Raw genomic sequence first — 12,352 nt, 5'->3', positions numbered from 1 at the left:
TGCGATGGGTGTCCTGGTCATCGCCGACGACGTGCTGCACCGCGCGCGTCAACGGGTCGACGACGCCGAGGTGCTGCTGACCGGTCGGGCCGCGCTGCTCGGATTGACCTCCCGGGGCCGAATTTCGGCCGGTGGCGCGACGCAATTGCTGCGCGCACGCGACGGCTGGTGCGCACTGACGCTGTCGCGCGACGACGACATCGCCTGCGTGCCGGCGCTGCTCGAGACCGACACCGCCGGCGAGGATCCGTGGCCGCAGCTGCACCGCTGGGCCGACGGCCGGAACGCCGAGCAGGTCCGCGACCGGGCCCGGCTGCTCGACCTGCCGGTCGCGGTGCTGGGCGAGGCCGACCCGGGCGCGCCCGCAGTCCAGCGCGTCGGGGTGCCGGGCACACCGGGCGACCCCGCCGGGCTGTTGGTGGTGGACCTGACCTCGATGTGGGCCGGGCCGCTGTGCGCCCAACTGTTGGCGCGCGCGGACGCGGTGGTGGTCAAGGTGGAAAGCCCACGTCGACCCGACGGCACCCGGGCCGGCGATCGACGATTCTTCGATTGGATGAACGGCGCAAAGCTGGGCTATGCCGCGGATTTCGACCGCGACCGCAGCGCGTTGCGGGCGATGCTGAGCGCCGCCGACATCGTCCTGGAGGGTTCCCGGCCCACGGCACTGACGCGGCGGGGTCTCGGTCCGCGGGACGTGCCGGCGCGGCCGGGACGGGTGTGGGCACGAATCAGCGGGCACGGCGACGACGGGGACAACTCCGGGCGGGTGGCCTTCGGCGACGACGCCGCCGTCGCCGGGGGACTGGTCTGCCGCGACGAGACCGGCCCGGTGTTCATGGGCGATGCCCTCGCCGACCCGCTGACCGGCATCGAAGCCTATGTCGCCGTGCTCGATTCGCTGCGCCGCGGTGGTGGTGAGCTGATCGAGGTGTCAATGGCCGGGGTCGCGGCCGGTTACGCGGTGGGCGCGACGGCACAGTCCGCGGTCTCCCCGCGGGCGCCCGAAATCCTCCTGCCGGCACCCGAACTCGGTGCCGACAACGGTGCGGTGGACCACCTGGTGAGCCAAAGGCTCGGGGCCACATGCTGATCCGCAAAGCGACACTGCTCGACGGTGACGTGGTGGACATCCGGGTGTCCGACGTCATCGACGAGATCGGGGCCGACCTGACCCCGCAGGCGGGTGAGGACGTGCTCGACGCGGCCGGGGGCACCGTGCTGCCGGGATTGCACGACCACCATCTGCACCTGCGGGCCGCCGCCGTGGCGGCCACCTCGGTGCGGGTGGGTCCGGGCAAGGCGCACACCGCCGAAGACCTCGCCGACATCCTGAGGGCCGCGGCACCGGGCGAGGACGGTTGGATTCGTGCGGTCGGCTACCACGACGCGGTCGCCGGTCCACTCGATCGTCGGCTCCTCGATGCGCTGGCCCCGCGACATCCGGTTCGGGTCCAACACCGCAGCGGCGCGCTGTGGACCCTGAACTCCGCGGCGCTGCGCAAACTCGGCCTCGAGGATCATCCCGACGGTCGGTTCCACCGGGGCGACGGCGCGCTGACGCTGCCGGATCGCCCGCCGTCGCTGCGGGCACTCGGCGCGCAGTTCAGCCGGTTCGGCATCACCGGCGTCACCGACGCCACCCCGGACCAGGACCGCGACGACCTCGAAAACCTCGCGGCGGCACGACGATCCGGAGACCTGCCGCAGCGGTTGCACTGTATGGCGCCGGCGGATGCGGCCCAGCAGCCGATCGTGGGTCTGACGCTGGGGCCGGCCAAGAAGATCCTTGACGACGACAGCCTGGACCTCGACGGGCTCACGGCCTGGATCGCCGGCACCCACGCCCGAGGCCATCCGGTGGCCGTGCACTGCGTGACCGACAGCCAACTCGTGGTCACGCTCGCGGCCCTGCGTGCGGCCGGCGCCCACCCCCGCGACCGCATCGAACACGCCGCGATCGTGCCGACCGACCTCATCGCCGACCTGGCGGACCTGCGGGTCACCGTGGTCACCCAGCCCAACTTCGTCGCCGAGCGCGGCGATCAGTACCGCACCGACATTCCGGCCACCGAACACGATCAGCTCTGGCGGCTCGCCTCGCTGCTGGCGGCCGGGGTGCGGGTGGCGCTGTCCACCGACGTGCCGTTCGGGGCGGGCGATCCCTGGGCCGCGATGCGGGCCGCGGTGTCACGTCGAACACCCAGCGGTGCGGTGCTCGGCGGACGCGAGCGGGTGCCGGCCCACACCGCGTTGACGATGTTTCTGGGCCGCGCCGATCAACCGCACCGGATCCGCACGCTCGAACCCGGCGCACCGGCCGACCTGTGCGTGCTGACGGCCGCGCCGGAACAGGCGCTGGCCCGCCTGGACGCGGACCTGGTGGCCGCGACCGTCATCGGCGGTGAGGTGGTCTACCGATCAGTGCGGTAGATCGCGAAACGCGGTCTCGCGATAGGGCTCCGGCTCCTTGGGCAGGCCCAGCACCCTTTCCCCGACGATGTTGCGCTGAATCTGGTCGGTGCCGCCGCCGATCGAGGTGAAGTAGGCGTTGAGCGTGCGGAACGTCACGCCGTCACCGACCGGATGATCGGGGCCGGCCAGCATTGATTCGGCGCCGACGATCTCGGTCTGCACCCGTGCGGTCTCGTGCAGGATTCGCGACATCGCGATCTTGCTCAGGGCGAGCAGCGCCGCGGCCTGCAGACCGCCGGTGGCCTTGGCGCGCTGGTTGTTCCAGCGGTTCGCCGCCGCCAGCCCGTCGATCCGGGCGATCTGCTGGCGGGTATGGCTGTCGGAGAGCTTGCCGTGGTCGGCGGCGAGGCTGATCAGGGTTTCGCGGCCGCCGTCGGTTTGACCCGACCCGCGCGAGGTCCGGGCCAGGTCGCCCATCAGGCGCCGCTCGTAGCCGAGCGCCGTCTGCAGCACCGCCCAACCGCCGCCCTCCTCGCCGATCAGGTTCTCGGCCGGAACCTCGGCGTCGGTGATGAACACCTCGTTGAACTCCGACTCACCGGTGATCTGGTGGATGGGCCGGACCTCGACGCCGGGCTGGCGCATGGGGAACATGAAGAAGCTGATGCCCTTGTGCTTGGGCACATCCCAGTCGGTGCGGGCCACCAGCAGGCCGTAGTCGGCCTTGGCGGCAAACGACGTCCACACCTTCTGCCCGTTGACCACGTAGCGGTCCCCGTCCCGGTCCGCACGGGTGCGCAGGCCCGCCAGATCCGATCCGGCACCCGGCTCGCTGTAGAGCAGGCACCACTTCGACTCGCCGCGCAGCGACGGCGGGATCAAGCGCCGCTTCTGCTCGTCGGTGCCCACGTCGTGCAGCGTGCACGCGAACAGGTTGGACCGGTCGTGGCCGGTGCCGGGGGCCCCAGCGGCCTTGAATTCGGCTGCCACCAGCCGTGATTCGGTGTCGCTGAGGCCGCGGCCGTACCACTCGGGCTCCCAGCTGGGCACCGCCCAGCCGTTGTCGAACACCAGGTTCGCCCACTGTCCCCGGTCCATGCCGGGTGTCCAGTTGGCGGTCAGGAACTCTCGGACCTGTGCGCGGATGTCGTCCATCACGCCCCCTTCAGCTGCAGATAACGTTCGCGGTGCCAGGCCGGGTCACCGAGCAACTGGGCATCGGTGCGGGCCCGCCGCAGGTACAGGTGTGCGGGATGCTCCCAGGTGAAGCCGATACCGCCGTGGACCTGGATGCTGGTGGCGGCCACCGTCACGTAGGCGTCCCCGCAATAGGCTTGCGCCAGTGCGAGATCAGCGGCGCGGTCGGCAGCACCGGCGTCGTAGGCGGCCGCGACGTGGCGGGCCGCCGAGACCGCCGACTCGGCCTCGAGGAGCATGTCGGCGCACATGTGCTTGACGGCCTGGAAACTGCCGATCGCCCGGCCGAACTGGAATCGCGTGCGGGCGTAGTCCACGGCCAGCTGCATGGCGCGGTACGTGCCGCCGGCCTGCTCGCCGAGCATCGCCACGCCACCGGCCTCCAGCGCCGCGGCGAAAGACGCGGTGCCGGAACCGGGTTGCCCGACCCGCCGGGCCGGGGTGTCGGAGAACCGGACGCAGTACAGCTTGCGGGTCAGGTCGACGCCGGTCAACGGGACGGGTTCGAATCCGGCGGCGCCGCGGTTCACCGCGAACACCGACGGGCCCTCGGGTGCGGTGGCCAGCACGTAGAGGACGTCGGCGGCGCCGGCGTCGAGCACGTAGTTCTTCTCACCGCTCAGGTGCCAGTGTCCGGCGGACTCGGTGGCCACGGTGGCCGGCTGCTCCGGCAGCGTGGCCGAGGTGCCCTCGGCGAATGCCAGCGCCGTCACCGAAGTGCCTTGCGCGACCGCGGAAAGCACCTCGGCCTGCTCGTCGAGATCCCCGGTGGCCGCCAGCAGGGCCGGCGTCAGGACCGCCGTGGAGAAGAACGGTCCGCACAGCAGCGCGCGACCCATCTCCTCGCACACCGCGCCCATCTCCACCTGACCGGCCCCGGCGCCGTCGAACTGCTCGGGCACCGCCAAACCGAGCAGGCCCATCTCGGCGAGCTCGGCCCACATGGCCTCGTCGAATCCGGTGTCGGTGGCCATCACCTCGCGCACCTGCTCCTCGCCGGAGCGCTTCTGCATCAGTGCGGCCACGGCTTCCCGCAGGGCCTTGATCTCGCTGCTCATGAACTTGCCTCGGTTGTCGTCGGGGTGAACCGTTCGCTCAGGAATTCACACTGTCGGTCGAAGAAGTCCCGGGCCACCAGCGTCTTGGCGGCAATCTGGTCGAAGCCATGGAACGCGCCGTCCACCACCTCGATGTCGGCGGGCACGCCGGCCTCGGTGAGCCGCTGCGCGTAAGCGACGTCCTCGTCGTGGAACAGATCGAGGGTGCCGACGCCGATCCAGGTCGGCGGGAGGCCCGCGAGGTCGGTGCGACGTGCCGGTACCGCCTGGTCGCGGTCGGCGTCGCCGAGATAGGCGTCCCAGCCGAACGCGTTGCTGCGGTGGTCCCACAGCCGGAAGCCGGGATTGGTGCCCGCGGTGGACCGGTCGTCGAGCATCGGGTACACCAAAAGCTGTGCCACCGGCGCGATCTCGCCGCGATCGCGGGCCAGAAACGCCAGTTGCGCGGCGAGCCCGCCCCCGGCGCTGCCGCCGGCGATCACGATCCGGGTCGGATCGACCGCGGGCAGCGACGCCAGCCAGAGCAGCGTCGAGTAGCACTGTTCCAGCGCGTCGGGGTAGCGATGTTCGGGAGCCAGGCCGTACTCGGGGGCGGCCACGGTGATCCCGAGGCGCTGGGCGAACTTGCGGCACAACACATCGTCTTGGGCTGCGGTGCCGATCACATAGCCACCGCCGTGGATCCACAGCATGGCCGGGGCGCCCTGGACCACTGTGCTGGGCCGATGCAGGCGCACTTCGACGCCGGCGCTGGTGGTCAGCACGGTGACACCGCGGGCCGGAACCTTGCTCTGCATCCGCGAAGCCACCCGAAACAGCGGCAGGGTGGCGGCCCGAATCGGGGCCTTGGGGACCACCCGCGCGAGTTTGCGCAGCTCAGGATGGACGTGCTTGATGCTCATCGAACTGAGGGTACTGGCCAGATAGTTGACAGGTGTCAAGGGGGCCGAAATGCGGGCATACCTGGGCCGTCGACGGTTTACAGGCACCCCAGATCGTGTCACGAGCCGACACTTCGCGAAATTTGCTCACTTCTGCCCCAACCGGGGGGTACGACAGAGGTAGAGTCGCGCCATGACGGCAGGATCGCAGTCCCGGGCCCCCGAACCGACGCTGTGGTCGCGGGCCGAATCGCTGCTCCGCACGAGCCCCGCGGATTGCCTGCTGGCGGCGAGCTCGGCGGCCGCGCAACTGCCGGTGATCGGCAAGCACCTCGAGCAGCTCGGTGGCTACACGGCGATCAGCATGTGGGCGGGCCGGCATGCCCCGGAGATTCTCTCCTCGGCCACCAAGTCGTGGTTCACCCCGGGGATCGGGAAGATCCGGCAGGCCGACCGGGATCGGACGCACGCGGCGTCCGAGGCCGCGCTGCGGGGCATCGTGGGCGACGCCGATCTGGATATCGCCTGGCCCGCACCCGACCGCACGCCGCCGCTGCTGCGCGCCCACGAGCATCGCCGGCATCTGCACCGCTCGGCGGTGCGCTACGGCGAGGAACCGACCCAGCTGCTCGACGTGTGGCGGCGCCGGGACATGCCTACGGAACCGGCACCGGTGTTGATCTTCCTGCCCGGCGGCGCCTGGGTGCATGGCGGCCGGGCCCTGCAGGGTTATGCGCTGATGTCACACCTGGCGGAGTTGGGCTGGGTCTGCCTGTCGGTCGAGTACCGGGTGGCCCCCGGTCACCGGTGGCCACAGCACATCCGCGATGTGAAGACCGCGATCGCGTGGGCGCGGGCCAACGTGGACCGGTTCGGCGGCGACCGCGATTTCGTCGCCGTCGCCGGCTGCTCGGCCGGCGGACACCTGGCGGCGCTGGCCGGCCTCACCGCCGGCGACCCCGACTATCAGGCGCACCTGCCGGCGGGTTCGGACACCGCCGTGGACGCGGTGATCGGCGTCTACGGTCGCTACTGCTGGGAGGACCGCTCGACCGTCGAACGGCAACGGTTCGTCGACTTCCTCGAACGCGTCGTGGTCAACCAGCGCCTGGACCGCGACCCCGAGGTGTTCCGCAACGCCTCCCCGATCGCCCGGGTGCACGCCGAGGCGCCGCCGTTCCTGGTGCTGCACGGCAGCGGCGACACCATCATCCCCGTCGAGCAGGCCCGCGACTTCGTCACCCGGCTGCGGAACGTCTCGCGCGCGCCCGTCGGGTATCTGGAACTGCCCGGCGCCGGGCACGGCTTCGACCTCACCGACGGCGCCCGCACCGGCGCGGCCGCGACGGCAATCGGGTTGTTTCTCAACCAGATTCACCGAACTCGCGCGGCAATGCAGACCAAACAGGCCATCTGAGCCGGTCCCGCTTGTAGGGTTTCGGCAGGGGACCGAAGCGGCAAGGGGCGGCAATGAAGAGACTCACCGGTTGGGACGCATTCCTGCTGTACTCCGAGGCGCCCAATGTGCACATGCACACGCTGAAGATCGCGATCGTCGACATCAGCGCGACGGGCGACCGCACGTTCGGGGTCGACGAGTTCCGTCAGGTCATTCACAGCCGTCTGCACAAGCTCGAACCGCTGCGCTATCAACTCGTCGACATCCCGTTCAAGTTCCACCACCCGATGTGGCGCGAGCACGTCGAGGTGGACCTGAACTATCACGTCCGGCCGTGGTCGCTACCCGCGCCGGGCGGACGTCGCGAACTCGACGACGCGATCGCCGAGATCGCCGGCACCCCGCTGGACCGCAGCCGCCCGCTGTGGGAGATGTACTACGTCGAGGGTCTGGAAGGCGGGCGCATCGCCGTCGTCAACAAGATCCATCACGCGCTGGCCGACGGGGTCGCGGCCGCCAACCTGCTGGCCCGCGGCATGGACCTGCAGGCGGCGCCCGACGCCGAGGACCGGGTCTACGAGACCGACCCGGCGCCGACCAGATCCACCTTGGTGCGCACCGCCTTCCGGGATCACTTCCGTTCGATGGCGCGGGTGCCGTCGACCGTCGCCTACACCGTGGCCGGGATCAACCGGGTGCGGCGCAGCACCCGCAAGTTGGCCCCGGACCTGACCCGGCCGTTCACCCCGCCGCCGAGCTTCATGAACCATGTGCTGACCCCCGAACGTCGATTTGCGACGGCCTCGCTGTCGCTGGCCGACGTCAAGGAGACCAAGGCACAACTTGGTGTGTCGATCAACGACCTGGTGCTGGCGCTGTCCGCCGGTGCGCTGCGCAAGCTGTCGCTGCACTACGACGGGCATGCCGACAGTCCGCTGCTGGCGTCGGTTCCGGTGAGCTTCGACTTCTCCTCCGAGCGGATCTCGGGCAACTACTTCACCGGCGTGATGATGCCGCTGCCGATCCACCTCGAGGACCCGCTGCAGCGGGTGCAGCAGGCCCACGACGATGCCATCCTGGCCAAGGAGAGCAATCACCTGATCGGGCCCGAACTGGTGAGCCGGTGGTCGAACTACATGCCCCCCGCGGGGATGGAGGCGCTGTTCCGGAGGCTGTCGAAGTTCGAGGGTCAGAACAAGATCCTCAACCTCAACATCTCCAACGTGCCGGGACCGACGGAGCGTGGCCGGGTGGGCGGTGCGCTGGTGACCGAGCTCTACAGCGTCGGGCCGATCACCGCCGCCAGCGGTGTCAACATCACCGTGTGGAGTTATGTCGATCAGCTCAACATCTCGGTGCTCACCGACCACGACTCCGTGGACGACGCCCACGAGGTGACCTCGGCGATGGTGCAGGAACTGATCGAAATCCGCCGCGCCGCCGGTCTTTCCGAGGAGCTGACGACCGTCGAGAACGCGCTGGCGCAGGTCGGTTAGTCGCCGGCGTCGGCCGGCTTTCGGGCGTCCACCCAGGACAGGAACCGCTCGATGGCCTGCGCGGTGTAGTGGCCCCGCGGGGAGCCGAAGATGTCAAAGGCGTGCTGTGCGTGCGGAATTTCGGCGTAGGCGACGACGTCGGCGGACACCTTGCGCAACGCGTCGACGAATTCGCGGGCCTCCGGCACCGGGATGAGCGAGTCGTTGACGCCGTGTAGCACGAAAAACGGTGGCGCGTCGGGCCGTATCCGCTCGATGGGCGAGGCGTCGAGGTACACCTGCCGATGCGTCCTGGGGTCCAGCTTGGTCACCAGCAGCCGCAGGAAGCCGACGAACTCGCGACGCCCCGGGCCGTCGTCGCTGTACCAGTCGTAGCGTCCGTAGACCGGGACCGCGGCGACCACGGAGGTGTCGGCGTCCTCGAAGCCGGGCTGGAATTCGGGGTCGTTCGGCGTCAACGCCGCGAGCGCGGTCAGATGCCCGCCCGCCGAGCCGCCCGTGATCGCGACGAAGTCGGGGTCGCCGCCGTAGTCGGCGATGTTCTCCTTGATCCAGGCCAGCGCGCGCTTGACGTCGACGATGTGGTCGGGCCAGGTGTTGCGCGGGCTGACCCGGTAGGCGATCGACACGCAGATCCAGCCCCGCTCGGCCAAGTGGCTCAGCAGCGGATAGGCCTGCGGCCGGCGCATCCCGATCGACCACGCGCCACCGGGCACCTGCAGCAGCACCGGGGCCTTGCCGTCCTTCGGCAGGTCGGCGCGGCGCCAGATGTCGGCGAGATTTGCCCCGCCGTGCGGCCCGTAACGGACCGTGGAGGTCTTCTGGACGTAGCGTCGCCGTGACCACCCCGTCGAGAACACGCCGGCGCGGCGGCGGGCCTGCGCGGCGGGGTCCGAGGTCGACGCCAGTTCCCGGTAGTCGGGGCCGAGTGTTTCGCGCAGGCCGGCCTCGAAATACGGTTCCGAGCGCACATTGCGGCGGGCGATGAGCACCAGCAACGCCCAGCCGATCGCATGCAGCGCCAACGCAATTCGGCCCTTGCCGCCGCGGAAGTCGCCACGCAGACCGCGGCGCAGCGCGTCGAGCACCGAACCGCCCAGGTACAGCGGTGCCAGCTCGCTGGTGGGCCAGCCCAGGAAGAACGCCGGGATGGAGCTGTAGCCCTGCCGGCCCAGCGGACGCACCCCGTTGGCGGCGTTGGCGAGTTCGGCCGCGGCGCGCAGCAGGGTTCGGTCGGATCTGCGCATGCTCAGCCGATCACCGGCAGCCGACGCTCGTCGGCCAACTGGTCCAGCGCGCGTTGCATGACGCGGCGGACGTGCGCGTCGACCTCGTCGATGTCGGGGTCCTCGCCGAACTCGGCGACGATGTCGATGGGCTCGAGCACCTGCTGGACGATCTTGGTCGGCAGCGGGACGTTCACCGGGACCACCGCCGAAAGACCGAACGGGAAACCGAACGACAGCGGCAGGATCTTCGCGCGGAACATCTTGTCCAACCGCAGCAGCTTGGCCAATTCGGTTCCGCGGGAAAGGAACAGCTGACTTTCCTGTCCACCGATACCGACTGTCGGAACAATCGGCACCCCGGCGTTGAGCGCGGCCGTGATGTAGCCGGTGCGTCCACCGAAGTCGATCTTGTTGCGCTCCGAACTGGGCCGATAGACGTCGTAGTCGCCGCCGGGGAAGACCACCACGACCCCGCCGGAGCGCAGTGCCTCGTCGGCGTTCTCGTGGTTGGCCTTGATGAAGCCGGTCCTGCGGAAGAAGTTCGCCGTCGGCCCGGTGAACACCAGGTCGAAGGTGAGCGTGTAAACCGGTCGGCCGTAACCGAAGTGGTCGTAGAACCCCGCCGCGAACACCGGCACGTCCATCGCGAAGATGCCGCCGGAGTGGTTGGACACCACCAACGCGCCGCCGGGCGGGAACTTCTCCAGGCCGCGGACCTCGGAGCGGTGATAGAGCTTGAGGAACGGTCTCAGCACGCCCATCACCTGCTCGGTGAGGGTGGGATCGAATTTGGTGATTTCCCCGGCGAGGATCTCGTTGTCGTCGATGTCGGTCGGGCTCACCGGGTCCCCCTGGGGCGGAATTGGAACGTGTTCTAGTTACGATGCTACCCGGCCGGGCGGTCGAGTTCGACGGGTCCTCACCCGATGGCCTTACTGTAGGGGTTTACGATGTCGGGCGTGAGCGACGAATCAACCGAACCCGCAGTCCTGGTCGAACAGCGTGACCGGATTCTGGTCATCACCATCAACCGTCCCAAGGCCAAGAACGCCGTGAACCTCGCCGTCAGCCAGGGGCTGGCCGATGCGATGGACCGACTCGACGAGGACCCCGGGCTGTCGGTGGGTGTGCTCACCGGTGCCGGCGGGTCGTTCTGTGCGGGCATGGACCTCAAGGCCTTCGCCCGCGGCGAGCGCTGCGATATCGAGGGCCGCGGACTCGGCTTCACCCAGGCCCCGCCCGCCAAACCGCTGATCGCCGCGGTCGAGGGCTACGCGCTGGCCGGTGGTACCGAGGTGGCACTGGCCACCGACCTGATCGTCGCGGCGCGCGATTCCGCCTTCGGCATCCCCGAGGTCAAGCGCGGCCTGGTGGCCGGCGGCGGCGGTCTGCTGCGGCTGCCGCAGCGCATCCCGTATGCCGTCGCGATGGAACTCGCGCTCACCGGCGACAACCTGTCCGCCGAGCGCGCCCACGAGCTGGGGCTGGTCAGCGTGCTGGCCGAACCGGGCGGGGCGCTCGACGCCGCGATCGCGTTGGCCGAGAAGATCACCGCCAACGGTCCGCTGGCCGTCGCGGCGACGAAGAAGATCATCGTCGAGGCGCGGTACTGGGGCCCCGAGGAACAGTGGACCGAGCAGATGAAGATCCTCGCCCCGGTGTTCATGTCCAAGGACGCCCAGGAGGGCGCGATCGCGTTCGCCGAGAAGCGCGCCCCTCAGTGGACCGGCACCTGAGCGACGCAACTACGCGTCGGAAATCCGCTTGACCTCAACCCCGGTTCAGGCGCGACGATGGGCGTCATGGTTACCCAGACGCTCCAGCCGCAACGGCGGCGCGACGGGCTCGACGTCGGTGCCTACCTCGCGCGGGTCGGCTACCGGGAGGCCAGGGACCCCACCCTGGCGACCCTGCGCGGGTTGGTCACGGCGCACCTGACACGCATCCCGTTCGAGAACCTCGACCCGATGATGGGGTCACCGGTTTTCGACCTCAGCGCCGCAGCCCTGTCGGCGAAGCTGGTGCAGCGCCGCCGCGGCGGGTACTGCTTCGAGCAGAACTCACTGCTGCGGTACGCGCTCGAGGCCCTCGGCTACGCGGTCGAGACGCTGACCGCGCGGGTGGTCTGGATGAATCCGGCCGGGCTCGATGCCCCGCCCGCCCCGCTGACACACCAACTGCTGGTCGTCCGGATGCCGGGGGACGCCCGGCGCTACCTCGTCGACGTCGGATTCGGGGGCCAGACGCTGACCGCGCCGATCGAATTTGTCCCCGGCGTGGTGGCCCAGACCCCGAACGAGCCGTACCGGATCGGCGTCCGAGGCGACGAGTACTTCCTGGAGACCTTGATCGGCGACACTTGGAAGCCGCTGTACATCTTCGCCGACGTCCCACGGCCGGACATCGACCTGCAGGTCGGAAGTTGGTACGTCTCAACGCATCCGGATTCGATATTCGTGACCGGGCTGAGCGCGTCGATGATCATCGACGGTGCGCGCTGGAATCTGCGCGGCCGCCACCTCGCGGTGCACCGGCCCGGCGAGGCCAGCGAACGGATCCGATTCGAGACCGCCTCGCAGGTGCTACTCACCTTGATGAACACCTTCGGCCTCGATGTCGGAGGCATCGGCGACGTGCACGCCCGGGTCACCGAGGTGCTCGACAACTGAGGGTTGTG

At 69.8% G+C, this 12,352-nt stretch carries 11 protein-coding genes; 6 read left to right on the top strand and 5 right to left on the bottom strand.

The window, feature by feature from the left end:
* The first annotated feature begins 4 nt into the window (after positions 1-4).
* Complete coding sequence (locus RCP80_RS21825) at positions 5-1,093, top strand: CoA transferase (RefSeq protein WP_308479663.1); 1,089 nt, start codon at positions 5-7, stop codon at positions 1,091-1,093.
* Entirely contained in the window at positions 1,087-2,433 is a 1,347-nt protein-coding gene (locus RCP80_RS21820) for an amidohydrolase family protein (RefSeq protein WP_308479662.1), read from the top strand. Before RCP80_RS21825 ends, RCP80_RS21820 begins: the two co-directional genes overlap by 7 nt.
* Here the strand turns inward: RCP80_RS21820 and RCP80_RS21815 are convergent.
* From RCP80_RS21815 to RCP80_RS21805, 3 genes are read right to left on the bottom strand one after another with little or no spacing between them, the layout of a single operon-like run.
* On the bottom strand, positions 2,422-3,570 hold the full coding sequence (locus tag RCP80_RS21815; RefSeq protein WP_308479661.1) for an acyl-CoA dehydrogenase family protein: 1,149 nt from the start codon (positions 3,568-3,570) through the stop codon (positions 2,422-2,424). The genes RCP80_RS21820 and RCP80_RS21815 overlap by 12 nt on opposite strands.
* Complete coding sequence (locus RCP80_RS21810; RefSeq protein WP_308479660.1) at positions 3,570-4,670, bottom strand: acyl-CoA dehydrogenase family protein; 1,101 nt, start codon at positions 4,668-4,670, stop codon at positions 3,570-3,572. The genes RCP80_RS21815 and RCP80_RS21810 overlap by 1 nt, the downstream gene beginning before the upstream one ends.
* Positions 4,667-5,572 (bottom strand): alpha/beta hydrolase, encoded by a 906-nt coding sequence (locus tag RCP80_RS21805; protein ID WP_308479659.1) that lies wholly within the window; start codon positions 5,570-5,572, stop codon positions 4,667-4,669. The genes RCP80_RS21810 and RCP80_RS21805 overlap by 4 nt, the downstream gene beginning before the upstream one ends.
* A 172-nt stretch (positions 5,573-5,744) precedes the next feature.
* On the opposite strand from RCP80_RS21805, the gene RCP80_RS21800 reads away from it, so the two are divergent.
* A complete protein-coding gene (locus RCP80_RS21800) occupies positions 5,745-6,968 on the top strand; it encodes an alpha/beta hydrolase (RefSeq protein ID WP_308479658.1) in 1,224 nt (407 codons plus the stop codon).
* A gap of 53 nt (positions 6,969-7,021) precedes the next feature.
* Positions 7,022-8,446, top strand: a complete 1,425-nt coding sequence (locus RCP80_RS21795; protein WP_308479657.1) for a WS/DGAT/MGAT family O-acyltransferase — start codon at positions 7,022-7,024, stop codon at positions 8,444-8,446.
* Here the strand turns inward: RCP80_RS21795 and RCP80_RS21790 are convergent.
* A complete protein-coding gene (locus tag RCP80_RS21790; RefSeq protein ID WP_308479656.1) occupies positions 8,443-9,693 on the bottom strand; it encodes an alpha/beta hydrolase in 1,251 nt (416 codons plus the stop codon). The two genes, RCP80_RS21795 and RCP80_RS21790, sit on opposite strands and share 4 nt — an antisense overlap.
* Before the next feature lie 2 nt (positions 9,694-9,695).
* On the bottom strand, positions 9,696-10,517 hold the full coding sequence (locus RCP80_RS21785; protein WP_308479655.1) for a 1-acyl-sn-glycerol-3-phosphate acyltransferase: 822 nt from the start codon (positions 10,515-10,517) through the stop codon (positions 9,696-9,698).
* 108 nt (positions 10,518-10,625) lie between these two features.
* On the opposite strand from RCP80_RS21785, the gene RCP80_RS21780 reads away from it, so the two are divergent.
* Positions 10,626-11,411: a crotonase/enoyl-CoA hydratase family protein gene (locus tag RCP80_RS21780; protein ID WP_308479654.1), complete on the top strand. Its 786-nt coding sequence runs from the start codon at positions 10,626-10,628 to the stop codon at positions 11,409-11,411.
* Between the two features lie 66 nt (positions 11,412-11,477).
* Complete coding sequence (locus tag RCP80_RS21775; RefSeq protein ID WP_308479653.1) at positions 11,478-12,344, top strand: arylamine N-acetyltransferase family protein; 867 nt, start codon at positions 11,478-11,480, stop codon at positions 12,342-12,344.
* Positions 12,345-12,352 lie beyond the last annotated feature (8 nt).

The sequence above is a fragment of the Mycolicibacterium sp. MU0053 genome (assembly GCF_963378095.1).
Lineage (GTDB): Bacteria > Actinomycetota > Actinomycetes > Mycobacteriales > Mycobacteriaceae > Mycobacterium > Mycobacterium burgundiense.
The sequence above is the reverse complement of the archived record's forward strand: the minus strand, read 5'-3'. Positions and strand labels throughout refer to the sequence as shown.

Bases quoted from the DNA above. Each gene is read 5' to 3' on its own strand.
- RCP80_RS21825 (WP_308479663.1), top strand. From the start codon at position 5: ATGGGTGTCCTGGTCATCGCCGACGACGTGCTGCACCGCGCGCGTCAA.
- RCP80_RS21820 (WP_308479662.1), top strand. From the start codon at position 1,087: ATGCTGATCCGCAAAGCGACACTGCTCGACGGTGACGTGGTGGACATC.
- RCP80_RS21815 (WP_308479661.1), bottom strand. From the start codon at position 3,570: ATGGACGACATCCGCGCACAGGTCCGAGAGTTCCTGACCGCCAACTGG.
- RCP80_RS21810 (WP_308479660.1), bottom strand. From the start codon at position 4,670: ATGAGCAGCGAGATCAAGGCCCTGCGGGAAGCCGTGGCCGCACTGATG.
- RCP80_RS21805 (WP_308479659.1), bottom strand. From the start codon at position 5,572: ATGAGCATCAAGCACGTCCATCCTGAGCTGCGCAAACTCGCGCGGGTG.
- RCP80_RS21800 (WP_308479658.1), top strand. From the start codon at position 5,745: ATGACGGCAGGATCGCAGTCCCGGGCCCCCGAACCGACGCTGTGGTCG.
- RCP80_RS21795 (WP_308479657.1), top strand. From the start codon at position 7,022: ATGAAGAGACTCACCGGTTGGGACGCATTCCTGCTGTACTCCGAGGCG.
- RCP80_RS21790 (WP_308479656.1), bottom strand. From the start codon at position 9,693: ATGCGCAGATCCGACCGAACCCTGCTGCGCGCCGCGGCCGAACTCGCC.
- RCP80_RS21780 (WP_308479654.1), top strand. From the start codon at position 10,626: ATGTCGGGCGTGAGCGACGAATCAACCGAACCCGCAGTCCTGGTCGAA.
- RCP80_RS21775 (WP_308479653.1), top strand. From the start codon at position 11,478: ATGGTTACCCAGACGCTCCAGCCGCAACGGCGGCGCGACGGGCTCGAC.